The organism is Kitasatospora saccharophila (assembly GCF_039529925.1).
Lineage (GTDB): Bacteria > Actinomycetota > Actinomycetes > Streptomycetales > Streptomycetaceae > Kitasatospora > Kitasatospora saccharophila.
In genome coordinates, this window is record NZ_BAAANS010000018.1 from 31,397 (window position 1) to 57,685 (window position 26,289).

Genomic DNA, 26,289 nt, shown 5'->3' on the forward strand with positions numbered 1-26,289 from the left:
GCGGGCACCCGGTGGGTGCCCGCCCCTCACGCGTCGATGCGGACTCAGCGGTACGTCGCCGGGTACTGCCCCGGCGGCTGCGCGCCGGGCGGGTACGGGCCGGGGGCCTGCTGACCGGACGGCTGCGCGCCGGGCGGGTACGGGCCGGGGGCCTGCTGACCGGACGGGTACGGGCCGGGCGAGTACGGGCCGGGGGCCTGCTGACCGGACGGGTACGGGCCGGGCGAGTACGGGCCGGGGGCCTGCTGGCCCGCCGGGTACTGCCCCGGTACCTGCTGCCCCTCCGCCTGCTGCCCGGGGCGTTCTATCCGCTTCGTCGACAGCACGAAATCGCTGCTGCCGTCGTAAAAGAAGACGTGCAGGCCGTACTGGGCGGCGATCCCGACGGCCGGCTCCGGCAGGGCGCCCCGGTAGTCCTTCCCGAGCACCTGGAAGTTCTGGGTGCCCACCCCCCAACGCAGGTAGGCCCAGCCGCGGAAGGCGTACCAGCGACCCGGGCCACGGGCGAACGCCCCGGCCGCGGTGCGGCAGATCTCCGCCAGCCTGGCCTCCCAGCGCCGCTGGTCGTTGGTCCACTCCCGGACGAACCGGGTCGGGCCGACGAAGCGGCGCAGCGGGCGCACCAGCAACTGCACCCAGCCGAGCAGGAACCAGCCGCGTCCCTCGCCGATCTCGTTGAGTTCGTAGAAGACCGTCCGGAACGGGATCCACACCACCAGCGTGATCGCCAGCTCCGCCGGGATCAGCACCCACTGCAGGACGGACCACAGCAGCAGCCCGAAGCGCGAGCGCCGCTTCATCTGCCGGGGCGTTGTCGACGTCACCTGCGGCACACCGTTCATCAGCCACCCCCACCAGGCAGGCAGAACCTCAAGACTCCCCCAAAAGAACGTCAACTGCCAGCAATTGGGCTCAGCATAGCCCGGCCGCGACCGGCTCTCCGTGGGCGTACCACCGCGCCCGGGAGGGCCGTCCGGACGTAGGGTGGGCCGGGTGAGCACCTGTACGACGCTGTCGCGCGAACTGACCGAACCGCTGAGCGCCACCGCGGCCACCGCCACCACCTGGCTGCTGCTCGAACAGTCCGGCCCCTGGGGCGCGCAGGCGCTGACCGGGAGCCACCTCGACGCCGGGCTCGGCGCCGCGCTGGACCGGGCCGCCGCGGGCACCGGCGTCCGGATCGCCCTGGTCCGCCGCCCCGGGCGGCACGCCGACACCGACACCACCGCCCGGCACGAGGTGCTGCTCGCCCACACCTCCCCCGCCGACCCGTGGGTCCGCCGCGGGCACGTCGGCTCCCCCGCCGAACTGCTCGGCCTGGACTTCGCCGCCCTCGGCGCGGGCGACCACGGCTCCTTCGGCGCCCCGCACGTCGGCGGCCCGATCGCCCTGGTGTGCACCAACGGCCGCCGGGACCGCTGCTGCGCGCTGCTCGGCCGCCCGCTGGCCGCCGAGATCGCCGCGGCCGGGCACAGCGAGGTCTGGGAGGTCACCCACCTCGGCGGGCACCGCTTCTCCCCCACCATGCTGGTGCTGCCGCACGGCTACGCGTACGGGCGGCTCACCCCCGAGTCGGCGAAGGAGGTGCTGGCGGCGACGGCCGCCGGCCACACCGTCCCCGCACACTCCCGCGGCCGCTCCTACTGGCCGCGCCCGGCGCAGGCCGCCGAGCAGGCCGTCCGCGAGCTGACCGGCGAGTGCGCCGCCGACGCCCTGACGCTGCACCAGCACCCCGGCGGCTCGCCCTGGACGGTCGACGTCCGGCACGCCGACGGCCGCCGCTGGCGGGCCGTCGTCGCCGAGTCCGCGAGCGAGCCGCCGCGCCCCGAGAGCTGCGGCAAGGCCCCGGGCACCCCGTCCCGGATGGACGTGGTGGAATTCTCGCCGCGGACCCGCTGAGCGGTCCGGACGGCCCCGGACGCGCCGGAGGGCCGCGACGGGGGCGGTGACCCACCCGCCCGTCGCGGCCCTCCGGCGGGTCTGCCCCCGTGCTAGGCCGCGCCCGCGCCCGTCAGGGCCCGCACCTCCAGCTCGGCGAAGCCGTCCTCGTCCGGCCGTTCCCGGTCGGTGACGGTGCCCAGCCACCCGGCCAGGAAGCCGAGCGGGATGGAGACCAGCCCCGGGTTCTCCAGCGGGAACCAGTGGAAGTCGACGCCGGGCAGCACCGAGGTCCTCGCGCCGGAGACGACCGGCGAGAACAGCACCAGCACCACCGCCGGGACGAGGCCGCCGTACACCGACCAGACCGCGCCGCGGGTGGTGAACCGCTTCCAGAACAGCGAGTACAGCAGGGTCGGCAGGTTCGCCGAGGCGGCCACCGCGAAGGCCAGGCCGACCAGGAACGCGACGTTGAGCTTCTGCGCGAACAGGCTGAGCACGATCGCCAGCCCGCCGATCACCACGGCGGAGATCCGGGCCGCGATGACCTCCTCGCGCTCGGAGACCTGCCGTTCCTCGGGCCGCCGCCAGGCCCGCGCGTACAGGTCGTGGGCGAAGGCCGCGGAGGAGGCCAGGGTGAGGCCCGCGACCACGGCGAGGATGGTGGCGAAGGCGATCGCCGAGATCACCGCGAACAACAGCAGGCCCCAGGTCGAGCCCGCCCCGCCGCCGAGGTCCAGGGCGAGCAGCGGGACGGCCGTGTTGCCCGCGGGGTTCGCCGCCCTGACCGACTTCGCGCCGACCACCGCGCCGGCCCCGAGGCCGAGCACGATCGCCATCAGGTAGAAGCAGCCGATCAGGCCGATCGCCCACATCGTGGAGCGCCGCGCGGCCCGCGCGGTGGGCACGGTGTAGAAGCGGCTGAGGATGTGCGGCAGGCCCGCGGTGCCGAGCACCAGCGCCAGGCCGAGGCTGAAGAAGTCGAGCCGACTGGTCAGGCTGGAGCCGTACTTCAGGCCGGGCTGCAGGTACCGGTCGCCGACGCCGCTGTGCTGCGCGGCGGTGCGCATCAGCGCGCCGAGGTCGCCGTGGAAGCGGGCCAGCACCAGCACCGTGAGCAGCACCGAGCCGGCGATCAGCAGGAACGCCTTGACGATCTGGATCCAGGTGGTGGCGCGCATCCCGCCGACCGTCACGTAGACGATCATCAGGCCGCCGACGCCGACGATGGTCCAGCCCTTGGCGGCGCCGCTGTCGGTGCCGAGCAGCAGCGCGACCAGGCTGCCCGCGCCGACCATCTGCGCGATCAGGTACATCAGGGTGACGACCATCGACGCCAGGCCGGCCGCGGCGCGCACCGGGCGCTGGCGCATCCGCAGCGCCAGCACGTCGGCCAGGGTGTAGCGGCCGGCGTTGCGGACGAGTTCGGAGACCAGCATCAGCACGACCAGCCAGGCGACCAGGAAGCCGATGCTGTAGAGCACGCCGTCGTAGCCGTAGAGCGCGATCAGGCCGGTGACGCCGAGGAAGGAGGCGGCCGAGAGGTAGTCGCCGGAGAGGGCGAAGCCGTTCTGCAGCGGCGAGAAGTCGCGGCCGCCGGCGTAGAAGTCCTCCGCGGCGTGGCCGCGGCGGCCGACCCAGACGGTGATGGTCAGGGTGACGGCGACGACGACGGCGAACAGCGCGATCGCGAGGCCGTGGCTGGGGTGTGGGGTCATCGCAGTTGGTCCTGGGTGTCCCAGCGCAGTTCGAGGGCTGCTCGGTCGCGCTTGGTGCGGGCGTTGCGGGCGTAGAGCCAGGTGAGGACGAAGGTCGAGGCGAACTGGCCGAGGCCGAGCAGCCAGGCCAGGTTGAGCGGCCCGGCGATCCGTCGGCACATCAGGTCCGGCACGAACGCCTGGGCCGCGACGAACAGCAGGTACCAGGACAGGAACCCGGCGCTGGCCGGGAACACGAACGAGCGGTAGCCGCTCCTGATCTCCTGGAAGGCGTCACTGTCCTGGACGCTCCGGTAGACCTCCCGCCCGGCCCGTTCCTCCGGCGGCGCCGGCTCCGCGGTCCGCCGCTGCGCCACCACCCGGGGACGGGAGGCGGCCGCGGCCCACCAGTCGACTCTCTCCTGCTGTGCCACAGCCGACACCTCATCATTTCGGTCACTACGACCGAACCATGATGGACCGTCATAAACCACACGGCGCAACCCGCGAAGATACGTTCACCCGAACCAGCTACGGGAAGGTAGGTTCACGAACCGTCGGAAATTCCATGCCTGAAGGCGTACGCCACGGCCTGCGCGCGGTCCCGTACCGCTGTCTTGGCGAAAAGGTTGTTGATATGCGTTTTCACCGTCGCGGGGCTGACGAACAACCTTTCCGCGATCTCCGCGTTGGACAGTCCGGCGGCGATCAGCGCCAGCACCTCGGCCTCCCGCTGGGTCAACCCGTCGGGCAGCGCAGGGCGTTGGGCGGCCTTCGGCCCGATCCCCGGGCCGGGGGCGGCGGGCGCCGGGCCCGACAGCCGTTCCAGCAGCCGCAGTTGGACCTGCGGGGAGAGCCCGGCCGCGCCCGAGCGGACGTCGGCGACGGCCCGGGCGATCTCCTCCGCGCCGGCGTCCTTGGTCAGGAAGCCGCGCGCCCCGGCCTGCAGCGCGGAGAACAGCGAGTCGTCGTCGGCGTAGGTGGTGAGCACCACCACCTCGGTGCCGGGGTGCCCGGCGCGGATCCGGCGGGTGGCCTCCACCCCGTCGCAGCGCGGCATCCGCAGGTCCATCAGCACCACGTCGGGGGCGTGTTCGGCGACCAGCCGCAGCGCCTCCTCGCCGTCCGGCGCGGAGCCGACCACGGTGATGCCCGGCAGCAGGCCGAGCAGCATCACGATCCCCTCCCGCACCACGGTCTGGTCGTCGGCGACCACCACCCGGATCGGTCCGTCCGTCACGCCGGCACCCGCAGCAGCACGCGCCACCCTCCCTCGTCGGGGCCCGCCAGCAGTTCGCCGCCGAGCAGTTCCGCGCGCTCGCGCATCCCGAGCAGACCGTACCCGCTCCCGCTGTCCCCCAGCACGGGGTGCGCCCCGCGCGGGGCCGCGGAGTTGCGCACCCGCAGCTCCACCTCCTGCTCCCGGTAGGCGAGCCGGACGTCCACCCGGCCGCCGGGGGCGTGCTTGCGGGCGTTGGTCAGCGCCTCCTGGGCGACCCGGCGCACCGCCAGCCCGGCCTCGGCGGGCAGCGGCCGCGGGACGCCGTCGACGGTCAGTTCGGCCCCGGCCCCGGCGGTCAGCTCGGCCACGAACTCGGCGACGGGGGTGAACTCGCCGCGCAGCGCGGACAGCGCCTGCCGGGTCTCGGCCAGGCCGTCCTGCGCCATCCGCCGGGCGGCGACCACCCGTTCGCGGACCTCGGCCCGCTCGGCCCCGGCGTCCAGCATCAGCCGGGCCGCCTCCAGGTGCACCAGTTGCGCGGACAGGCTGTGCGCGAGCACGTCGTGGATCTCCCGGGCGATCCTGGCCCGTTCGGCGAGCGCCGCGCTCTCCGCCCGCGCGGCCTGCGCGGCCCGTTCCTGGGCGAGCAGGGCGCGCTGCGCGGAGCGGGCCTGGCCGTCCAGCCGCAGCAGGTAGCCGAGCAGGCCCATGCCGCCCGCGACGGCCAGCATGGCCAGCAGCGAGTCGTGCGAACCGAGGCCGTAACTCGCGATCGCCGCACCGGCGGTGGCCAGTCCGGCGGCCAGCGGCAGCCGGATCACCGCGAGCACCGCGAGCCCGCACCAGATCACCGAGGCCAGGGTGTCGGCCCCGCCCCCGTGGGCCAGTCCGGCGGTCGCCAGCAGTCCGGCGGCGCAGCCCAGCGCGGGCCACAGCCGCCGGGCCCTGCAGGCGAGGTACCAGCCGGTGAACAGGCCGGCCGCGGCCGTGATCCAGCCGATCGGCGGCAGCAACCGCCAGCCGGAGTACCGGTGTTCGGCGAAGGTGCCGAACACCACGGCGCCCAGCATCGCGGTCCGGCCGAAGAGGGCCAGCGTGATCCGGGCCCGCGAGCTGCGTTCCCTGATCGGGACGTCCCCGGCGGGCCACCGGGTCCAGCGTTCCAGTGTGCTCACCGGACGATCCTCTCAACAGCGGTGCCGCCGGACTCGGTCGGAGTCCGGCGGCGCCTTCGTGACGTACCGTCAGGCGGCCAGGGCGTGCCCGCCGTCCAGCTGCCGGGCCCGCCACTGGACGGCCACCGAGCGGACCAGCAGCAGCAGGCCGAGCGAGAGCAGCAGCACGCTGCCGGACTGGTGGACGTGCAGCGCGGCGCCCACGCCGAACCAGGCGGCCCGGACCAGGAGCGCGCCGACCCAGGCGAACGCGGTGGCGGTGGTGCCCCGGCTCCACAGCGAGCCGTCGGCCTCGCGCCAGATCCGCACCGTCCAGCCCCAGACGCAGCCCATCCCGGCGGTGGTGAGCAGCGAGCCCGCCACCAGCAGGACGGAGGCGGCCCGGTGGTCCGGGTCGATCAGCACCGGGTCGCGGAGCGCGACGGCGGCGAGCACCAGCGGGATCAGCCAGAAGCGGCGCTCGGTGTCCAGCCGGCGGGCCCGCAACTGCCGGCCCACCACCAGGACGATCACGGCGACGGCGATCAGGACATCGGACAGGGCGGTCATCTCAGTGCCTCCAGGCGGGGTGTTCTCGACACCCGGAACGCTACGGAGGACGGGCCGCCGGGTCCTCGGAGCGCGGGTTGATCCCGCACGCGGAAGGGCTCTCCACCCCAGGGTGGAGAGCCCTTCCGCACCGGCTCGCTCAGGCGTCGATCCGGGACCGGTCCAGGGTGGCCGCCGAGTCGACGATGAACTCGCGCCGCGGCGCGACGTCGTTGCCCATCAGCAGGTCGAAGGTCTTCTCCGCGGACTCCAGGTCGCCCAGGTTGATCCGGCGCAGGATCCGGAACCGCGGGTCCATGGTGGTCTCGGCCAGCTGGTCGGCGTCCATCTCGCCGAGGCCCTTGTAGCGCTGGATCGGGTCCTTCCAGCGCAGTCCCTTGCCCTGGAACTGCAGCAGCGTGCGCCGCAGTTCGGCGTCGGAGTAGGTGTAGTGGTACTTCTCCTGGCCGCGCTTGGGGTTGGTCAGCTCGATCCGGTGCAGCGGCGGCACCGCGGCGAACACCCGGCCCTGCTCGACCATCGGCCGCATGTAGCGGTGGAACAGCGTCAGCAGCAGGGTGCGGATGTGCGAGCCGTCGACGTCGGCGTCGGCCATGAAGATGACCTTGCCGTAGCGGGCCTGGTCGATGTCGAACGTCCGGCCCGAGCCCGCTCCTATCACCTGGATGATCGAGGCGCACTCGGCGTTCTTGAGCATGTCGCTCACGGACGCCTTCTGGACGTTCAGGATCTTGCCGCGGATCGGCAGCAGCGCCTGGAACTCCGAGTTGCGGGCCAGCTTGGCGGTGCCGAGCGCGGAGTCGCCCTCGACGATGAACAGCTCGCTGCGGTCCACGTCGTCGCTGCGGCAGTCGGCCAGCTTGGCGGGCAGCGAGGAGGTCTCCAGCGCGGTCTTGCGGCGCTGCGCCTCCTTGTGCTGCCGGGCCGCGACCCGGGTCCGGGCGGCCGCGACGACCTTCTCCAGCACCGCCCGGGCCTGCAGCTTCTCGTCCTTCTTGGCGGAGGTCAGGAACGCCTTCAGCTCCTTGGCGACCACCGCCGCGACGATCCGGTTGGCCGCCGAGGTGCCGAGCACCTCCTTGGTCTGCCCCTCGAACTGCGGCTCGGCCAGCCGGACGGTGATGACCGCGGTCAGGCCCTCCTGGGCGTCGTCCTTGGTGATGTCGTCCTCGGCGACCCGGAGCAGCTTGGCGGCCCGCAGCGCCTCGTTGACGGTCTTGGCGAGCTGTCGCTCGAAGCCGGTGACGTGGGTGCCGCCCTTGGGGGTGGAGATGATGTTGACGAAGGAGCGCTGGGTGGTGTCGTAGCCGGCGCCCCAGCGCAGCGCGATGTCCACCCCGAGCTCGCGGGTGACCTCGGTGGGGGTCATGTGCCCGAGCTCGTCGAGCACCGGGACGGTCTCCTTGAAGGTGCCCTCGCCGCGCAGCCGCAGCACGTCGGAGATCGGGCGGTCGGGGGCCAGGAACTCGCAGAACTCGCTGATCCCGCCGTCGTACCGGAAGGTCTCCTCGGCGACCTGCTCGCTCTCGGTGAGCCGCTCGTCGCGCACCACGATGGTCAGGCCGGGGACCAGGAAGGCGGTCTGCCGGGCCCGGCTGTGCAGCGACTCCAGCGAGAGCCGGGCGTCCTTGAGGAAGATCTGCCGGTCCGCCCAGTAGCGGATCCGGGTGCCGGTGCGGGTCTTGGCGAACTTGCCCCGCTTGGTCATCCCGCTGCCGGGCTCGAACTTCGCGTCCGGCCCCTCCCCCGCGTAGGCGCCGGGGGTGCCGCGCCGGAAGCTGATCGCGTGGGTGGCGCCGGAGCGGTCCACCTCCACGTCCAGCCGGGCGGACAGCGCGTTGACCACCGAGGCGCCGACGCCGTGCAGACCGCCGGAGGCCGCGTACGAGCCGCCGCCGAACTTGCCGCCCGCGTGCAGCTTGGTCATCACCACCTCGACGCCGGACAGCCCGGTCTTGGGCTCCACGTCCACCGGGATGCCGCGGCCGTTGTCGCGCACCTCGACCGAGCCGTCCTGGTGCAGCAGCACCTCGATCCGGTCGCAGAACCCGCCCAGCGCCTCGTCGACCGAGTTGTCGATGATCTCCCACAGGCAGTGCATCAGGCCGCGGCTGTCGGTCGACCCGATGTACATGCCCGGCCGCTTGCGGACCGCCTCCAGGCCCTCCAGGACGAGCAGATGCCGCGCGGTGTAGTCGGACCCGCCCTCACCGGTCACCAGAGAGGACGGGCCGGTCTTTTCTCCACTCACGCTCTGCACTCCTCCATGACGTTGACGGACACCCCCGCATGCTCTCAGCAACTGAGATCCGGGTCGCTGAGGTCCGCGCTCCTTGTACGCGCTGCGCGAACAAGGTTCCCGCCCCGGGGGCGGTCCCCAGCCTGCCATCCCCTGCCGACACCACGGGTCCTGGCGGATCCGGGCGGCCGGGGAGGGCTGCGGAGCTGCTGCGATGCGGTTCAACGGGTTCCGGGCCGGGGCTTATGCTCCAACCCAGCGGAGGATTATGCTACGCGGACCTCGCACCCCGGCCCGATCGGGCGTTCGAGGTGATCTGCCGGTCACGGGAATCGGCACGCATGAACCGCCGTTGTCCGGGGCACGTCCTCAACAACAAGACGACGGCAGAATCCTCAAAGAGAAAAGCCACGAGCGGGAACGAATTCGACCTGGTTGGATGTTGATCCTGGTACACAGCTCGTCGAGCTAGAGAAGAGGCGACGTGACTACTGTTCTGACCCCTGCGAGCCCGCTCACTGCGGCAGACCGCTGCGACCGTTGCGGCGCTCAGGCTTACCTGCGCGTCGTCCTCTCCAGCGGCGGAGAGCTGCTGTTCTGCGCCCACCACGGGCGCAAGTTCGAGCCCGAGCTCAAGAAGATCGCCGTGGAGATACACGACGAGAGCGACCGCCTCTCCGGCACGCCGGCGGTCGCGGAGGAGGGGGAGCGCTGACGCTCCCGCTGCTCTCCCGAGCTGCCCGGCTGCTCCTCGGAGCTGCCTGAACGGCCGGGTGGCCCACCCCTCCCAGGGGCGGGCCACCCGGCCGTGGCGTTTCCGCCCGGCCGCCGGTGCCCGGGCGCTCACAGCACGTCGTGCACGGCCTCCGAGACCGCCGCGATCCGGGTGTACACCCCGGGGTGGTCGGCCTCCGCGCAGCCCGCGCCCCAGGAGACCAGCCCGGCCAGCCGCCCCGCCACCAGCAGCGGCCCGCCGCTGTCGCCCTGGCAGGCGTCCCGGCCGCCCTGCGCCTCGCCCGCGCACACCATGGTGCGGGCGTCGTAGGCGCTGTCCGAGCCGCCCGGGTAGGCGTGCCCGCAGGTCTCGTCCGAGATGACCGGCACGGTGACCTGGCGCAGCGTGTTCGAGTAGCTGCCGTTGCCCCGGGTGTCCCCCCAGCCGAACACGGTGGCCGGGGTGCCCGGCGCGTACGGCTCGGTCTCGCCCGGGTTCACCAGTCCCAGCACCGGCCGGTCGTCCTGCGGCTCGGTCAGGGTGATCACCGCCACGTCCCGGGTGTTCGCGGTGAAGCTGTAGCCGGGGTCGATCCACACCCCGCGCACCGCCACCTCCCGCCCCGCGGTGCCCCGCAGGTCGTCCCGCCCGACGATCACCCGCAGCCCGGGCCGGTCGGTCGGACGGGCCGTGGTCTCGTCGTAGAAGCAGTGCGCCGCCGTGATCACCTTGGTCGGGCTGATCAGCGCCCCGCCGCAGAACTGCCCGGAGCGGGCCGAGCCGAACTGCTGCCGGCTGGCCAGCGCCACCATCCACGGGTGGTCGCCGGTGCTGGCCCCCGTCCCGCCGATGATCCGCCGCTGCGCGGCGGCCGGCCCGGCCGCGCCCAGCGCGATCAGCGGGGCGGGCAGGGCGGCCAGGGCGACGAGCGCGACCGCCCGGCGGCGGAGCAGCCGAGGCGCGAACGTGTCCAGGAAGGGCACCGGTTCTCCAGGGGTTCGGCGGGGTTCGGGGCACGGGAGCGGGCGCCGCGCGGACCCGGGCCCGGCCGCCGTGCGGACGGGCCGCCGCTCCGTGCCGCGACAACCGGCCCAGCGTAGTCGCCCAATCACCCCCCGTGCTCGCCCCACGGCCCCCCGCCACCCCATCGGGCGACCCCCGGACACGCGAACGGGCCCCTCCGCCGGGGGGGAGGGGCCCGTTCGCGTAACGTCTCGCGTGGCGTCCGGACCGGATCGGTCCGGGTGCCGGATTAGTCCAGGTAGTCGCGCAGCACCTGGGAGCGCGACGGGTGGCGCAGCTTCGACATGGTCTTCGACTCGATCTGGCGGATCCGCTCGCGGGTCACGCCGTAGACCTTGCCGATCTCGTCCAGCGTCTTCGGCTGGCCGTCGGTCAGGCCGAAGCGCATCGAGACCACGCCCGCCTCGCGCTCGGACAGGGTGTCCAGCACCGAGTGCAGCTGCTCCTGGAGCAGGGTGAAGGAGACCGCGTCGGCCGGGACGACCGCCTCGGAGTCCTCGATCAGGTCACCGAACTCGCTGTCGCCGTCCTCGCCGAGCGGGGTGTGCAGCGAGATCGGCTCGCGGCCGTACTTCTGGACCTCGATGACCTTCTCGGGGGTCATGTCGAGTTCCTTGGCCAGCTCCTCCGGGGTGGGCTCGCGGCCCAGGTCCTGGAGCATCTGGCGCTGCACGCGGGCGAGCTTGTTGATGACCTCGACCATGTGCACCGGGATGCGGATGGTGCGGGCCTGGTCGGCCATGGCGCGGGTGATCGCCTGCCGGATCCACCAGGTCGCGTAGGTGGAGAACTTGTAGCCCTTGGTGTAGTCGAACTTCTCGACCGCGCGGATCAGACCGAGGTTGCCCTCCTGGATCAGGTCCAGGAAGAGCATGCCGCGGCCGGTGTAGCGCTTGGCCAGCGAGACCACCAGGCGGAGGTTGGCCTCCAGCAGGTGGTTCTTGGCGCGGCGGCCGTCCTCGGCGATGATCTCCAGCTCGCGCTTGAGCTTCGGGGCGAGCTTGTCGGCCTGGCTCAGCTTGTCCTCGGCGAACAGGCCGGCCTCGATCCGCTTGGCGAGCTCGACCTCCTGCTCGGCGTTGAGCAGCGGGACCTTGCCGATCTGCTTGAGGTAGTCCTTGACCGGGTCGGCGGTGGCACCGGCCACGGCGACCTGCTGGGCCGGGGCGTCGTCCTCGTCGTCGTCCGAGAGCACGAAGCCCTGGTCGGTCTCCTCCTCGGCCTCGCCCTCCTTGCCGTCGCCGGGCAGGGCCACGTCCTCGAGGAGCTCCTCCTCGCCGATGACCTCCTCGTCGCCCTTGGCGCCGGCCTTGCCGGCCGCGGCGGTCTTCTTGGCGGCGGTCTTCTTGGCGGGGGCGGCGGCCTTCTTGGCCACCGCCTTCTTCGCCGGGGCGGCGGCCTTCTTGACGGCGGCCTTGGCCTCGGCGACGTCGATGGTCTCGACGACGGTGACCTCGGTGCTGGTCACCGAAGCGGACACGGAGACGGGCGGGGCGATGTTCGCCGCGGGGGCGATCCGCACCGGGGGCTTGGTCTGGGCGACCGGCGTGCGGGTGGTGACCGCCTTGGTCGCGGTGCGCTTGGTGGTGCTCTTGGCCGCGACGCTCTTGCGCTTGGCGCCGGCCGGCTCCGCCGCGCTGACCATCAGCTCCACCCCCTCCTCAATCAGCACCTGGTTGAGGCTGCGCATGACGTTCTTCCACTTGGTGACCGGGATCTGGTCCGCCTCGAACGCGTGGCGCACGTCGTCACCGGCGATCTGCCCCTGGGCCTTGCCCCGCTCGATGAGCGCCAGCAGTGCCGCGGACTCGGCGATCTCGGGGGGAAGCGAACGGGATGTGCTGGCCGACACGAACAACCTCTCGGACGATGAGTGGACACGAACCCGCACCGACCGGCCCGACTGCTCGGGCTCGGGCGGGGAGGACGGTGACCGGGGTCTGCAGGACGGCAGCAGCGCCGCGGACCAACACAGCCAGCTGGCTTGTGGTGATATTCCGGAGCTGCTTCCGCTCCGTACACATCGCTGCCGCCACTCAAGTGTTACGCATGCCCGTCGTGGCGCCCGTCACACCACCCGGCGGCCGGTACGGGCTGCCCCGAGCGGCCTATCCGCGGGGCGCCTCCGGTCCCCCGCCCGGCCCCTTCCGAACCCTTCCCGACCCTTCCGCCTCTTCCGGCCCTTCCGGCCCTTTCGGCCCTTCCGGCTCTGCGGCGGGGGCGGGAGGCCGGGGGTCGGGGCGGGCCCGGAGCGCCGATGGCCCCCCGGCTGCGCGGGTGGGGCAGCAGAAGGGCCATCCGGTCGGAGCGGCGGTCGGGGTGGACCGCTCAGTGCTCGCGCGGTGCGGGGACGGAGTGCTCGACCTCCGGGTGGACGGTGAGCAGCGCCCGGACGGCGGCCTCGGCGGCGGTGCCGTCACCGGTGCCGAGCGCGTCCACCAGCCGGGCGTGCAGGCTGACCGCCGACTCGGACGGGCGCTCGCAGGTGGTGCCGGAGCCGCCGGAGACCTGGAGCGCGCCGGCCACGATCCCGGACAGGTGCTCCAGCATCCGGTTCCCGGCCATCTGCAGCAGCAGCCCGTGCAGCTCGGCGTCGGCCCGGGAGTAGCTGACCAGGTCGCCCTGGCTGCCGGCCTGGCCCATGATCTCGGCCAGCTCGACCAGCCGGTGCTGGACGTCCTCCCGGCCGTGCCCGGCGGCCAGCCGGGCGGCCAGCGGCTCGATCGCCCAGCGCAGCTCGAACAACTCGCGGCGCTGCTCGTCGCGCTGCGGGCCGAAGGCGCGCCACTCGATGATGTCGGGGTCCAGCAGGTTCCAGTCGCTCACCGGGCGGACCCGGGTGCCGACGTTCGGCCGGGCCGAGACCAGGCCCTTGGCCTCCAGCACCCGGAGCGACTCGCGCACCACGGTGCGGGAGACCTCGAAGCGCTGGCCGATCTCCTCCGGCACCAGCGGGCGGTCGGCGCCCAGGTCGCCGGAGACGATCATCTGGCCGAGCTGCTGGACCAGCTGGCCGTGCAGGCCGCGGCCGCGGCTGCTGGTGGTCTTCCGGCCGACCCGGGCGAGGTCGTTCTCCGCCCCCTCCCAGCGGGGGGCGGGCGGGGTGGGACGGTCGGCGTACGGGAAGCGGTCCAGCTCGGAGGCGGAGATCGACTCGGCCTGGCGAGCGGCGGTCACGGTGGGGTGCGCAAGGGTACTCACGCCATCCTTTGTCGGCGATCGGCGGAGCCGCCTTGAGCATTCTCCTGAAAAGCACACGAAAGGGTGATCGACCGTGTCTGGATAATTGACTTCTTATCAGTCGTAAATGCTCATACCGGTCATCCCTTGCCGTTTCCCCCGGCCGTTCCTCCCGCCCCCGCTGTCACACCGTCAGGGCCCTTCCGGGTGCCCCTTCCCCGGCCCTCCGCCCGCCGGGGTCACAGGCTCCGGCGGCGCAACTGGGCCAGCACCGCGGCCAGCACCAGCAGGGCGGCGGGAGCGAGCAGCGCGGCCAGCACCACGCCGTCCAGCGCGCCCGCAGTCCGGTCGGCGGCGTCGCGGACCCAGTCCAGGCCGTACTGGAAGGGCAGCAACTCCCTTACCCAGACTGGCCAGTTGCGTCCCGCGCGATGCAGCAGCAGACCGGCGGTGGGCTCCAGCAGGGCGGGCAGCGCGCCGGTCAGCAGGATGCCGACGACGGCGCTGCGCACCAGCGAGGTGATCAGCAGGCCCGCCCAGCCCCCCGCCACCGCCAGCGCCAGGAACGCCGCCAGCGGACGGCCGATCCCGCCCGTCGCGAACGGGGCGGCGGGCAGGCCGGGCGGGTCGAGCAGGGCCGAGGCGTCCACCCCGGCGGGCAGCGCGAGCCGCACCGCGAGGGCGTTCACCACGAGGGTGAGCGCGGCCAGCAGGAGCGCCGCCGCGCCCACCACCAGCGACTTCGCCAGCAGCGCGGTCAACCGGCGGCCCACGGTCACCCGCGAGGCGGGCAGGCCGGGCCAGCGGGTCTCGTTGCCGTAGGCCAGCGCGCCGAGCACCGCCGCGGCGAGCGCGGTCAGCGGCAGCGGCAGGACCGGCACCACCGCCGCGAGCGACCGCACCGCGTCCGGCACCGCCAACTCCCCGGCCGGCAGCCGGGTCGCGGTGAACACCGCCGCCGCCGCGTTCAGCACCAGCGCGCCCGCGACCACCACCCACGTGGTGCGCACCCCGCGCAGCCGACGCACCTCACTCGCCACCACCCGCACGGTCACTCACTCCCGTTCTCGTCGTCGGCGGCGCCGCTGTGCACCGCTCCTCGCGGATCCGCCGCGCCCGCACCGGCGGGCGGCTCCCCACCCGGCTCCCGTGAGCGGCCCGCCGGTGCGGCCGGGCGCAGGCCGGTGGATCCCGCCGACCAGGGGCGCCCCGGGAAGGGGTGCACGGGAGCGGGGTGCTGCCCGACTCCCCTGATCCGGGCGGGCGTCAGCAGTTCCGCGTCGGTCGGGTTGGCCGCCAGGTGCTCGGCGTCGACCACCCCCGGCCCGGGCTCCGGCCCGGCCGCCCCCGACCCCGTCGGACGGGCCGTCGGGCGCACCGTCGAACGGGCAGCCGCCGGACGGGCCGCCGGGCCGCCGAGCGCGGACGCCCCGCGGGGCGTCCGCCTGGTCAGGTCGACGGCGGGTGCCGGGAGCACCGGGGGCTGGGCGGCGGTGCGTGCGGGGGGTGCCGGGGCGGGCACGGCCGGGGCGGGGGCCTGAGCCGCGACCGGAGCCGGGGCCGCGACCTGGGCCTGGGCCGGGGATTGCGCCTGGGCGGGCGGGTGCGGTGCGAGCGCGGCGGCGGCCCAGCGGCCGGCCTGCAGGCCCCGGTGGTCGAACTGGCGCTCCGGTTCCGGCCCGGCCGGGCGTCCGACGGTCGCGGCGACCGGCTGCCCGTCCGGGGCCCGGTCGTCCGCCCCCTCCGCCCCCGGCGCCTCCCGCTCGGGGGTCTCCCGCTCGGGGGTCTCCTGGCGGACCGTCCGGATCGACACCCGGCCGGAGCGTCCCGAGCCGGTGGGCAGGGCGGACGGGTAGGAGACCGGGCGCTGCACCACCCGGTCGGCCAGTTCGTGCAGCAGGATGCCGTTGCGGTAGGCGAGTTCGCCGATCTCGGTGCGGTCGATGCCGCTCACCGCGAGGCCGGCGCCGCCGTCCCGCCGGACCTGGCCGCCCTGGGCGGCCAGCAGGTCGGCGAGGCGGGCCATCTGCGGCCCCCGGACCCGTACTTCGGGGTGCAGCCTGGTGCGGCGGAACTCGACCACCGGCTGGTCGGCGGCCAGCCGGCCGGCGTCCAGGGTGACCACCCGGTCGGCGAGCGCGGCGGCCTCCTCGGGGGCGCGGGTGGTCGCCAGCACGGTGCCGCCCGAGAGCGCGAAGGAGCGCAGGAAGGCCCCGAACCACTCCTCGTTGCTCGGGGACAGGCCCTCGGTGGGGGCGTCCAGCAGCAGCGTGGAGGGGGTGCCGAGCAGGGCGGCGGCCAGCGCGAGGCGGCGGTGCATGCCGGGCGAGAAGGTGCCGATCCGGTGGTCGGCGACGGCGGCGAGCCGGGTCTGCTCCAGCAGGTCGTCGGCCCGGCGGGCCGGGACGCCGACCGTTCCGGCCAGCATCCGCAGGTGGGCCCGGGCCCGCTGGCCGGGGTGCCCGGCCTCCGGGCGGCCGGTGGGGAGCAGGACGCCGATCTCCCGCTCCGGGCGCCGGATCCGCCGGTACGTCCGGCCGTCGAACAGGGTGAGGCCGTGGCCCCGCTCCAGTTCCACCATCAGCCGGAGCGCGGTCGACTTGCCCGCCCCCTCGTCCCCGAGCAGCACGGTGACCATCCCCGGGCGGGCGTCGAAGGTCAGGTCCAGCAGCGCGGGGGGCCGTCCCCGCCGGTACGCCTTGGTCAGTCCGGTGATCTGGATCATCGCTGTCCGCTCCCTCGCCCGCCGACAGACCGGGGGTGTCCTTCTGGCCTGAGCCTGCACAGTAGGACGCGGAAGCGGTGAAACCAGGCATTACGGATGGGTCGTGGACGGCGTGGGGACCGACCTCACCCGTACAGGGGACAGCCCCGGCGCCGCGCTGACGCCTTCCTCACGAACCGTCACCACCCGTTGGCGGCAACGGACCCGGCCGCCCCGACCGGAGCGGGTCCGGACTCGGAAGTCGGGCTCAGGAGTCCGGGCCCAGGACTCAGGGCTCGGGGCGCAGCATCGGGGGGTTGAGGAGGGTGGCGCCGCCGGCGGTGAACAGCTGGGCGGGGCGGCCGCCCTGACGGGTCGTGGTGCCGCCGGAGGGCAGCAGGAAGCCCGGGGTGCCGGTCACCTTGCGGTGGAAGTTGCGCGGGTCGAGCACCACGCCCCACACCGCTTCGTAGACCCGGCGCAGCTCCCCGACGGTGAACTCGGGCGGACAGAAGGCCGTGGCCAGCGAGGAGTACTCGATCTTGGACCTGGCGCGCTCCACCCCGTCCGCCAGGATCCGGCCGTGGTCGAACGCGAGCGGCACCCCGTCGCACTGTTCCTCGCCGAGCAGTTCGCTCACCGGCGCCCACCGGGCGCTGCTGGCGTCGCCGCCCGCGCGGGGCGACGGCAGGTCCGGGGCGAGGACCAGGTGGGCGACGCTCACCACCCGCATCCGCGGGTCCCGCTGCGGGTGCCCGTAGGTGGCGAGCTGCTCCAGGTGGACCCCGGCGGGGGTCTGCCCGACCGGGAGGCTGCCCGGGAACGACTGCGCGCGCAGCCCGGTCTCCTCCGCCAACTCCCGGGAGGCCGCCTCGGCCAAGCCCTCGTCCAGCCGCACGAAGCCGCCCGGCAGCGCCCAGTACCCCTGGAACGGGGCCTCGCCGCGCTTCACCAGCAGGGCGCACAGCTCGTGGTCGCGCACCGTCAGCACCACGAGGTCAACCGTGACTGCGAACGGGGGGAAGGCCGACGGGTCATAACGCGACATGCGGCCGATCTTAGTCGTCTCTCTGACGATAATCACAGACCACAGCGCCTTTTCCCCTCCCGGCGGCCCGCGCTGCAGCGGGGGGGCTCAGCCGGCGGCGAGCTGCAGGAACGACGGCGCCTCCTCCACGACCGCGACGCCGATCCGGCTGACCCGGACCGAGAAGGGCTCGCCGGCCACCCGCAGGCCGGTCAGTTCCAGTGCGCCCAGGGGAGCGGTGCTCGCCGGGCGGGTGGCCACCCGCCCGGACGGGACGTCGGGGCGGACGCCCGCCAGCGAGAGCACCAGGTGGACGGCGGCGGCGGCGGAGACCGCGGCCGGGCGGCAGGCCGCCGGGTGCGGGACGGGCGGGCAGTCGGCGACCTTCTGCTCGCCGGCGTACATCTCCGGCAGCCGGCCCTCGAAGTGCACGGACGCCTCCAGCAGGCCCTCCAGCAGTATTTCGGCCTCGCGCTCGAAGCCCGCGTCCACCAGGCCGCCGACCGCGAGCGCGGTCTCCTGGACCCGGACCGCGCCGCTGCGGTGGCCGAGCGGGTTGAAGCGGGGGGACTTCGCGCTCAGCGTGCGCAGGCCCCAGCCGCAGTCGAACTCCGGGGTGACCAGGCGCTGGGCCAGCAGCCTGGTCTGCTCGCGGTCGAGCAGGCCCTCGTGCAGTTCGCCCTCGGCGGCCAGGCCCGGGTCGAAGAGGTGGACCAGGGTGGAGGCGACGGCCGGCACCGGACGGTCCGGGGCCAGCAGGGCGGCGGCCGGGCGGCCGCCGGACAGGTCGTCGATCCAGAACTGCTCGCGGAAGCGTTCCCGCAGTTCGGCCGCCCAGGCGCGCCACTGCGCGGCTCCGGGCCGGTCGAAGGCGTCCAGTAGGTCGGCGCCCTGGAGGGCGGCCCGGTGGGCCTGGGCCTGGACCTCGCACCGGGCCGAACCGGGGCGCGCGGCGCGCTCCTCCGCCGGGCGGCCGAAGTCGGTGACGAACCCGACCGGGCCGTCCGACCCCTCCGCCACCACCGCCGCCCGCAGTGCGCCGAGCGCCCGCTCGACCGCCGGGAGCAGTTCGGCGACCTCGGCCCGGGGCATGCCCCAGCGCCACGCCTCCGCCAGCACCGTGACGAACAGCAGGGTCGCCTCCGTCGCGGTGCAGCTGGCCGGCAGCTCGGGGCCGCCGTGCCGCAGCGGGCCGGGGACCACGCCGTCCATCGCCTGGGCCGCCGTCCCGGCCTCGCCGCCGGACGGGTTAGCCCCGCCCGGCGCACCGGGCGCCGCCCCGGCCGGGCCGCTGCCCTCCGGAGCCGACGGGGCGTCACCCGGGGCCGCGGCGGCGGCCGGTGGGCCTGCCTGGTGCTGGCGGCGGGCGACCGCCCGCAGGGTGCCGGCGGCGAGCCGGGTGCCGAGCGGCAGGGTCATCCGGGCCGCCCACAGCGCGTCGGCGGCGGTGAGGCCGAAGCGCCAGGGGGCGCCGGAGGCGGTGTAGAGGTCGGTCGGGCGGTCCGGGTCGGCGAGCAGCAGCCCGCCGAGCGAGTCCAGGGCGCGGGCGACCAGCCGGGCGGCCCGGGGGTCGTCGGCCCGGATCTCGGGCTCGGACCAGGGCAGCGGCACGCCGGGGCCGCGTCCGGTCGGCGGCCGACCCGTCGAGGGCGTCTCCAGTTCGGCGCGCAGGTCGACCGACCAGCGGGCACCGGGCTGGATCTCCAGGTCCCAGCGCAGCACGCCCGCGCCGGCCAGCACGGCGTGCGGCGAGGGCCGCGCGCTGACGGTCGCCGCCCGGCCCTGGCCGACCCAGCGCAGGCCGGAGGACTGCACCTGGCCCGGCAGGTCGGCCGAGCGGCGGCCCGCGGCGATGTCGGTGAGCAGGCCGAGGTCGGTGCCGAGCGCGATCTCCAGCGGCAGCCGGGCCGGACGGGCGCCCGTGTTGCGGACCGTGACCGTCTCCGCGCCGTCGGCGTGCCGCAGCCGCTCGACGGTCAGCGCCGGGTCCGGATCGAGGTCGCCCGGCACCCGGACCGAGCCGACGAACCGGGCCGCCGCCGCGGACGTCAGGGTGCCCTGCAGCGGGAGCGGTTCCACCCCGCCCAGCCGCAGCTCCATCCGGGCCAGGGCGCGCACGCCGTGCCGGAAGAAGCCGTGCAGGCCCTGGCCCCGCAGCTGGCCGTCCGGCCCGGAGGCCGCCATGCCGGGGGCGTTGACGCACAGGACGTCGTGCGCGGCGGAGGGCTGCGGCCGCGGTGGCTGCGGCGCCTGACCGGCGGGCCGGGCCGGGCCGGCCCCGGGTGCGCCCGCCACCTGCTCCGACCTGGCCCCCGGCGCGCCGCCGGGAGCCGGCGGGTGGTCGGCCCGCGGGGCCGGACCGCCGCGCCCCGCTGCCGGGTGGCCCGGGGCGGCCCGCACCGCAGTGCCGTACGGCGGGGTGCCGCCCGGCCCGTACGGGGCGCCGCCGGCGGGCGTGCCGTAGGGCGGCGTGCCGGGTGCCGGGGTGCCGTACGGGGGCGTGCCGTACGGCGGGGCGCCGGGAACCGCCGGGCCCGCCCCGGGCGTCCCGGGGACGGGACCCGCGGGCGTGCCGTACGGGGGCGTGGCCTGGCGGGGCGGTGGAGGGCCGGCCGGGCGGGCGGGCGGCGCGGGGGTGTCCCCCTGGGCCCGCGGGCCGGTGGGCGGCGGCGGTTGGGGCGCTGCGTGGGGTGGCCTTGGGTCGGTCACCGGGCTCTCCTCCCCCCGACCGGCCGAGGGCTGCGGGCTCGGTCGGCCGCGAGCGTGCTCGATCGCGGACTGTGCTGCTCTGCCGCCGGAACACGCGGCTCTGACTCTGGTCGGACCGGACCTCCGGGGCCCCGCCCCGGCCGGGGCGGTGTCCCGGTCCGGGCTCCGGGGCCGACCGGGGGCCGGCCGCACCGGGTCGAGCGACGCGTGGCCGGTGCCCCACGCGGTCGGCCCGGCCGTGGTCGGACCGGGAGTGCCGGTTCGGGTGGCGGCGTTCTGCAGAGTGAACGCCCCACACCTGCCCCAGGTCACGCCCGTGCGGCGGACGTCCGGTCGGAGGCGGCCGCGAGCCGATGGACGTTCGGTGCTCCGCGACCGACACCCGGGGCGCCCGCTGTGTCGTGGTGCCGTTCGGGGTTCTCCGCACGCGGCGGACGCCCCCCGGCGGCTCCTGTCCGACGCCAGGATACGGTGCGAGGACGGCGACGGACGCACCGGCGACCCCGGTGTCCGGCGTCGCGACCAGCCTGTGACCAGCTCGCACCTAGGAGTTGCATGTCCTCCCTCAGCCGCCTCCCCGGGATCGTCACCACCGACCACGTCTTCCGGGTGCCGCTGGACCACGGCGCCCCCGGCGGCGAGACGATCGAGGTCTACGCCCGCGAGGTGGTGGCCGCCGGACGCGAGCACGACGAACTGCCGTGGCTGGTGTACCTGCAGGGCGGCCCCGGCGGGAAGGCCAACCGGCCGACGGGCCGGGACGGCTGGCTGGACCGGGCGCTGGACGACTACCGGGTGCTGCTGCTGGACCAGCGGGGCACCGGCCGCTCCACCCCCGCCAACCGCCAGACCCTGGCCCGGCGCGGCGACGCCCGGCAGCAGGCCGAGTACCTGGCGCACTTCCGGGCCGACTCGATCGTCCGGGACGCCGAACTGATCCGCCGTCAGCTGCTCGGCGCCGACGGCCGGTGGAGCCTGCTGGGGCAGAGCTTCGGCGGCTTCTGCACCCTGACCTACCTCTCGCTGGCCCCGGAGCACCTGCGCGAGGCGTTCGTCACCGGCGGGCTGGCCGGGCTGCGCCGCTCGGCGGACGAGGTCTACCGGGCGGCCTACCCGCGCGTCGCCCGCAAGAACGCCGGGCACTACGCGCGCTTCCCCCAGGACGTGGCGGCGGTACGGCGAATCGCGGCGCACCTGGTCGAGGAGCCCGCGACCCTCCCCGACGGCGGGACGCTGACCGTGCGGGCGTTCCAGGCGCTGGGCATCCTGCTGGGCGGCGGTTCCGGTTCCGGCGTCCTGCACTACCTGCTGGAGGAAGCCTGGGTGGAGGGGGCGGACGGGCCGGAGCTGTCCGACACCTTCCTGGCCGGGGCGCAGTCGCACCTGTCCTTCGCGCAGAACCCGCTCTACGCCGTCCTGCACGAGTCGATCTACGGGCAGCGCTCGGTCGACCCCGGGGCCACCGACTGGTCCGCGGAGCGGGTGCGCGCGGAGTTCCCCGAGTTCGACGCCGCGGCGGCGCTGGCCGGGGACGGACCGGTGCTGCTCACCGGCGAGATGATCCACCCCTGGATGTTCGAGACCGACCCGGCGCTGCGCCCGCTGCGCGGGGCGGCGCAACTGCTGGCGGAGCGCACCGACTGGCCCGACCTGTACGACCTGTCGCGCCTGGTGGCGAACGAGGTGCCGGTGTACGCGGCGGTGTACCACGACGACATGTACGTGGACACGGCGCACTCGCTGGAGACCGCGGACGCGGTGGCCCGGACCCGGGTCTGGGTCACCAACGAGTGGGAGCACGACGGGGTGCGGACCAGCGGCCGGACGGTGCTGGACCGGCTGATCCGGATGGCGCGCGGCGAGGTCTAGCCGGACGCCGCGCCACCACTGCACGGGGGTGCGCATGTCAGTCTCCGATCGCGTGTCGGCTTCGGCGCGTCCGGACCTGCCGGACGCGGGGGACCGCCGGGAGGGCCCGCTGGGGGCGCGGGCGGTACCCCCGCTCGGGCAGGCCTGCCGCGGCCGACGGGCCGTCAGCCGGCCCGGCCTGCGCGGTCTGCGCGGGCGGATCGGGCGGGGCGGGCCTCCGGTCGTCACCCGGGGCGGGCCCGTCCGGAGCGGACTCCGGAGCGGGTTCCGAACCGGCTGCGGGGCGGTCGGCCGGGGCGGGGCCGCCGTCGGCGGCCGCTCCCCCGTTCCTCCCTCCGCCGCCGTCTCCCCCGGTGGGAGTCGCGGGGCGCGCCGGGTCCGCGGGGGTGGTGGTCGGGGGCGGGGGTTCCGGCAGGGCCGGGGGCTGCCCGGCCCGCAGCCTGGCGGCGCGCTCGCGGCGGATCACCTGGAGCAGGGCGTCCGGGGAGATGCCGCAGTTCAGTGATTCGTAGAAGAGCTGGGCCAGGGTGTAGTCCGGCTCCAGTTCGAGCGCCCTGGCCAGCACGACCCGGGCCGTCGCGGAGTCGTCGGCCAGCCAGGACGTCCAGGCCAGCAGGGTCATCGGCGGGGCGGCGAGGTGTTCGAACGGGTCGACGCAGCGTTGGATCAGGAACCGCCACAGCCGTTGGGCGGCGGCGAGTTCGTCCGGTTCGGCGTACTCGGCGGCGCGGTCGCGGCCGAGCTTGTCCTGCATGCCGATCAGCAGTCTGGCGGTGCGGGCGGCGTCCAACTCGCGGGCCCCGGCGCGGAACTCCGCCATCGCCCCGGCGAGCAGTTCCGCGGTGCGCTCGACCGACGCGGCCCGGCCGCCGGGACCGGCCAGCTCGCGGACGAAGGGCGGCCCGGCGTCCTCCAGGGCCCGGCGCTGCGTCTCGGAGCCCGGCGGGCCGATCGGGGCCAGCCCGGCCACGATCGCCTTGCGGCTGCCCCGCGGGGCGAGCCCGGCGAAGGTGGCCGCGGCGGCGAGCGGGCTCGGCTGGTGGGCCGCCCGGACCGGGGTGCCGTCCGGCGGACAGCAGTCGGCCCCGGTGCACAGGAAGGACCACCAGCGGCCGGCCGAGACGCACAGCGACTCCTTGACGGCCACCTGCTCGTTGCGGAAGGCCCGGGCGAGCGCGGCGGCCAGCGGGCGCAGGCCCGTCAGCACGCCGTGCCCGCCCCCGGGCGTGCGGGCCGGGCCGGCCGGGTCCCGGCACAGGTAGAGCAGGACTTGGACGGGGCGGCGGTCCCGCTGTTCGGACAGCTCGATCAGCAGCCGGGCGGACTCCTCCGCGGTGCGCTCCCACTCGGCCGGGTCCTCCGGGATGTCGATCCGGATCACGCCGCCCTGGTCGAGCGCGGTGCCCTGCAGGCCCACCGCGACGATGCTGTCGTCGGGGAAGAAGCCCAGCAGGTAGGGGAGCATCTCCGCCATGTCGGCGGGGCCGCGCAGCCGGACCGGGAGGTGGCCGGGGTGCGGGGCGGGGGTGGTGGTGCGGTCGTCTGCGGTCATGGCGGAAGCTTGGACCGGATCGCGCCCGGCTGCGGAGAATTCGTCCGACCCTGTGGATAAATCGGGGGGTTCAGCATCTCCTCCCCCGAATGGCCCAGTTTTCGCCGCCCCCATGACGATTCGGCGGTATATCAAATGATGAACGCCACTCTGTCCACAGGTCGCCATTCGCGGTCCGTCCGTGCCGCACGGTATCCATGACCCCATGCAGACGCGCGAGCCCCACCCGACCACCCCCGCCGACCGCGACGCCGTCCGGACCGCCGCGGAAGCCGTGCTGCGCGACCTCGCCGGCCCCGGCGCGGTCCTGCGCGAGGACCAGTGGAAGGCCATCGAGGCCCTGGTGGTGGACGGCCGCCGGGCCCTGGTCGTCCAACGGACCGGCTGGGGCAAGTCCGCGGTCTACTTCATCGCCACGGCGCTGCTGCGCGGCCGCGGCGCCGGGCCGACGGTGATCGTCTCCCCGCTGCTCGCCCTGATGCGCAACCAGGTCGACTCGGCCGCCCGGGCTGGCATCCGCGCCCGGACGATCAACTCGGCCAACCCCGAGGAGTGGTCGGAGATCCAGCAGGAGGTCGCCGACGGCCTGGTCGACGTCCTGCTGGTCAGCCCGGAGCGGCTGAACAACCCGGACTTCCGCGACCACGTGCTGCCCAAGCTCGCCGCCTCCACCGGCCTGCTGGTGGTGGACGAGGCGCACTGCATCTCCGACTGGGGGCACGACTTCCGGCCCGACTACCGGCGGCTGCGCACCATGCTCGCCGAACTCTCCCCCGGCGTCCCGGTGCTGGCCACCACGGCGACCGCCAACGCCCGGGTCACCGCGGACGTCGCGGAGCAGCTCGGCACCGGCGCGGGCGACGAACAGGCCCTGGTGCTGCGCGGGCCGCTGGACCGGGAGAGCCTCAGCCTGGCCGTGCTGCCGCTGCCCGACCCGGCGCACCGGCTGGCCTGGCTCGCCGACCACCTGCCCGACCTGCCCGGCTCCGGCATCGTGTACACCCTCACGGTGGCCGCCGCCGAGGAGGTCACCGAGTTCCTGCGCGGGCGCGGGTACCCGGTCGCCTCCTACTCGGGGCGGACCGAGGACGCGGAGCGCCGCGAGGCCGAGTCCGCGCTGCTGGAGAACCGGGTCAAGGCGCTGGTCGCCACCTCCGCGCTCGGCATGGGCTTCGACAAGCCGGACCTCGGCTTCGTGGTGCACCTCGGCTCGCCCAGCTCGCCGATCGCCTACTACCAGCAGGTCGGCCGGGCCGGCCGCGGCGTGGACCGGGCCGAGGTCCTGCTGCTGCCGGGCCGGGAGGACGAGGCGATCTGGCGGTACTTCGCCTCGGTCGGCTTCCCCGCCGAGGAGCAGGTCCGCCGCACGCTGGACGCGCTGTCCGGGGCGGGCCGCCCGCTCTCCACCGCGGCCCTGGAGACCTCGGTGGACCTGCGCCGCACCCGGCTGGAGACCATGCTCAAGGTGCTCGACGTGGACGGCGCGGTCCGCCGGGTGCGCGGCGGCTGGGAGGCCACCGGCGAGCCGTGGCTGTACGACGCCGCCCGGTACGCCAAGGTCGCCCGGGCCCGGGAGGCCGAGCAGCAGGCGATGCGGGACTACGTGGCCACCGAGGGCTGCCGGATGGAGTTCCTGCGCCGCCAGCTCGACGACCCCGAGGCGGCCCCGTGCGGCCGCTGCGACCGCTGCTCCCCGCCCCGGCACAACGCCGGGGTCTCCGCCGGGGCGCTGGACGCGGCCCGGGCCGCGCTCGGCCGCCCCGGCGTCTCCTTCGAGACCAGGCGGATGTGGCCCACCGGCATGGAGTCCCTGGGCGTCCCGCTCAAGGGCCGGATCCCCGCCGCCCAGCAGGCCGAACCCGGGCGCGCGCTGGGCCGGCTGTCCGACATCGGCTGGGGCAGCCGCCTGCGCTCGCTGCTGGACGAACGCTCCCCGGACGGGCCGCTGCCGCGCGAGGTGCTGGACGCGATGGTCGGGGTGGTCGCGGACTGGGCCAAGGGCCCCGGCGGCTGGGCCGGTCCGGCCGACCAGGACGGGCAGCGGCTCGCCCGCCCGGTCGGGGTGGTCGCGCTCGACTCCTCCACCCGGCCCCGACTGGTGTCCGACCTGGCCGGCGGCCTGGCCTCGATCGGCCGGATGCCGCTGCTCGGACGGATCGAGTACGCCACCGGGGAGCCGCCGCACGGCCCGCGCAGCAACAGCGCCCAACGGCTGCGCTCGGTCGCCGGGGCGCTCGCCCTCCCGCCCGACCTGGCCGGGGCACTGGCCGCCGCGCCCGGCCCGGTCCTCCTGGTCGACGACCTGGTGGACTCGGGCTGGACGCTGACGGTCGCCGCCCGCCTGCTCCGCCAGGCCGGGGCCACCGCCGTGCTCCCGCTCGTCCTCGCCGTCCGGGGATGAGACCGGCCCCTGAACGTCCCGGCCGCTGAACGTCCGGCTCCGAACGTCCGGCTCCCAGCGCGCGGCGGACGGCGGCGGCAGGCGGCAGGCGGCAGGCGGCGGCCGACGGGCGGTGGCCGGAAACCCGTGCTGCGTCGGCGGCCCGGCCGGGCGGCGCGCACGGGCACGGGGCGGGCGTACACCGGAACGTTTCAGGCCGTACACCCTGTGCTCACCGCCCGGTCAGCCGAATGGCCGCACCGAGAGTGTGGAACATATCCGGCAGAGGCGGGGATTTCGGGCCGCGTTCGTCATTTCATCATTGCCGCTCGGACTGCTCTCCACCGAGAATTGGAAGGCATCCAGTGCC

19 protein-coding genes are annotated in these 26,289 nt (G+C 75.1%); 4 read left to right on the top strand and 15 right to left on the bottom strand.

Annotated elements, in window-relative coordinates; translation table 11 throughout:
• Positions 1-44: 44 nt before the first annotated feature.
• The gene (locus ABD345_RS15235; protein ID WP_344552613.1) at positions 45-824 is read right to left on the bottom strand and encodes a hypothetical protein; all 780 of its coding nucleotides are present in this window, start codon (positions 822-824) and stop codon (positions 45-47) included.
• Positions 825-993: 169 nt separating this feature from the next.
• Between ABD345_RS15235 and ABD345_RS15240 the strand changes: the two genes are divergently transcribed.
• The gene (locus ABD345_RS15240) at positions 994-1,899 is read left to right on the top strand and encodes a ferredoxin family protein (protein WP_344552614.1); all 906 of its coding nucleotides are present in this window, start codon (positions 994-996) and stop codon (positions 1,897-1,899) included.
• Positions 1,900-1,991: 92 nt separating this feature from the next.
• On the opposite strand, the gene ABD345_RS15245 is transcribed toward ABD345_RS15240, so the two are convergent.
• The 6 genes from ABD345_RS15245 to ABD345_RS15270 form a co-directional block, all read right to left on the bottom strand.
• Entirely contained in the window at positions 1,992-3,596 is a 1,605-nt protein-coding gene (locus ABD345_RS15245; protein ID WP_344552615.1) for a solute symporter family protein, read from the bottom strand.
• Positions 3,593-4,009 carry a DUF485 domain-containing protein gene (locus ABD345_RS15250; RefSeq protein WP_344552616.1) on the bottom strand — a complete coding sequence of 139 codons (417 nt, stop codon included), beginning with the start codon at positions 4,007-4,009 and terminating at the stop codon, positions 3,593-3,595. Before ABD345_RS15250 ends, ABD345_RS15245 begins: the two co-directional genes overlap by 4 nt.
• 113 nt (positions 4,010-4,122) lie before the next feature.
• The gene (locus tag ABD345_RS15255; protein ID WP_344552617.1) at positions 4,123-4,815 is read right to left on the bottom strand and encodes a response regulator transcription factor; all 693 of its coding nucleotides are present in this window, start codon (positions 4,813-4,815) and stop codon (positions 4,123-4,125) included.
• A complete protein-coding gene (locus tag ABD345_RS15260) occupies positions 4,812-5,972 on the bottom strand; it encodes a sensor histidine kinase (protein ID WP_344552618.1) in 1,161 nt (386 codons plus the stop codon). Before ABD345_RS15260 ends, ABD345_RS15255 begins: the two co-directional genes overlap by 4 nt.
• Positions 5,973-6,041: 69 nt before the next feature.
• The gene (locus tag ABD345_RS15265) at positions 6,042-6,521 is read right to left on the bottom strand and encodes a DUF1453 domain-containing protein (protein WP_344552619.1); all 480 of its coding nucleotides are present in this window, start codon (positions 6,519-6,521) and stop codon (positions 6,042-6,044) included.
• Between the two features lie 139 nt (positions 6,522-6,660).
• Positions 6,661-8,772: a DNA gyrase/topoisomerase IV subunit B gene (locus ABD345_RS15270; protein WP_344552620.1), complete on the bottom strand. Its 2,112-nt coding sequence runs from the start codon at positions 8,770-8,772 to the stop codon at positions 6,661-6,663.
• 472 nt (positions 8,773-9,244) lie between these two features.
• On the opposite strand from ABD345_RS15270, the gene ABD345_RS15275 reads away from it, so the two are divergent.
• Complete coding sequence (locus tag ABD345_RS15275) at positions 9,245-9,475, top strand: DUF7455 domain-containing protein (RefSeq protein WP_014138480.1); 231 nt, start codon at positions 9,245-9,247, stop codon at positions 9,473-9,475.
• A gap of 128 nt (positions 9,476-9,603) precedes the next feature.
• Here the strand turns inward: ABD345_RS15275 and ABD345_RS15280 are convergent, their stop codons facing one another.
• The 7 genes from ABD345_RS15280 to ABD345_RS15310 form a co-directional block, all read right to left on the bottom strand.
• Entirely contained in the window at positions 9,604-10,458 is an 855-nt protein-coding gene (locus tag ABD345_RS15280; RefSeq protein ID WP_344552621.1) for a S1 family peptidase, read from the bottom strand.
• A gap of 269 nt (positions 10,459-10,727) precedes the next feature.
• Positions 10,728-12,356 carry an RNA polymerase sigma factor gene (locus ABD345_RS15285; RefSeq protein ID WP_344552622.1) on the bottom strand — a complete coding sequence of 543 codons (1,629 nt, stop codon included), beginning with the start codon at positions 12,354-12,356 and terminating at the stop codon, positions 10,728-10,730.
• Between the two features lie 470 nt (positions 12,357-12,826).
• The gene (locus ABD345_RS15290; RefSeq protein ID WP_344552623.1) at positions 12,827-13,699 is read right to left on the bottom strand and encodes a FadR/GntR family transcriptional regulator; all 873 of its coding nucleotides are present in this window, start codon (positions 13,697-13,699) and stop codon (positions 12,827-12,829) included.
• Positions 13,700-13,917: 218 nt separating this feature from the next.
• Positions 13,918-14,718 (bottom strand): hypothetical protein, encoded by an 801-nt coding sequence (locus ABD345_RS15295; protein ID WP_344552624.1) that lies wholly within the window; start codon positions 14,716-14,718, stop codon positions 13,918-13,920.
• Positions 14,719-14,729: 11 nt separating this feature from the next.
• The gene (locus ABD345_RS15300) at positions 14,730-16,403 is read right to left on the bottom strand and encodes an ATP-binding cassette domain-containing protein (protein ID WP_344552626.1); all 1,674 of its coding nucleotides are present in this window, start codon (positions 16,401-16,403) and stop codon (positions 14,730-14,732) included.
• A gap of 268 nt (positions 16,404-16,671) precedes the next feature.
• Entirely contained in the window at positions 16,672-17,430 is a 759-nt protein-coding gene (locus tag ABD345_RS15305; RefSeq protein WP_344552627.1) for an NUDIX hydrolase, read from the bottom strand.
• 87 nt (positions 17,431-17,517) lie between these two features.
• On the bottom strand, positions 17,518-19,704 hold the full coding sequence (locus ABD345_RS15310; RefSeq protein ID WP_344552629.1) for an amylo-alpha-1,6-glucosidase: 2,187 nt from the start codon (positions 19,702-19,704) through the stop codon (positions 17,518-17,520).
• A 969-nt stretch (positions 19,705-20,673) separates the two neighbouring features.
• Here ABD345_RS15310 and ABD345_RS15315 point away from each other — a divergent pair.
• Complete coding sequence (locus tag ABD345_RS15315) at positions 20,674-21,987, top strand: alpha/beta fold hydrolase (protein WP_344552630.1); 1,314 nt, start codon at positions 20,674-20,676, stop codon at positions 21,985-21,987.
• A 37-nt stretch (positions 21,988-22,024) separates the two neighbouring features.
• Here the strand turns inward: ABD345_RS15315 and ABD345_RS15320 are convergent, their stop codons facing one another.
• Positions 22,025-23,539: a DUF4192 domain-containing protein gene (locus ABD345_RS15320; protein ID WP_344552631.1), complete on the bottom strand. Its 1,515-nt coding sequence runs from the start codon at positions 23,537-23,539 to the stop codon at positions 22,025-22,027.
• Positions 23,540-23,744: 205 nt separating this feature from the next.
• Between ABD345_RS15320 and ABD345_RS15325 the strand changes: the two genes are divergently transcribed.
• The gene (locus ABD345_RS15325) at positions 23,745-25,940 is read left to right on the top strand and encodes a RecQ family ATP-dependent DNA helicase (RefSeq protein ID WP_344552632.1); all 2,196 of its coding nucleotides are present in this window, start codon (positions 23,745-23,747) and stop codon (positions 25,938-25,940) included.
• Positions 25,941-26,289 lie beyond the last annotated feature (349 nt).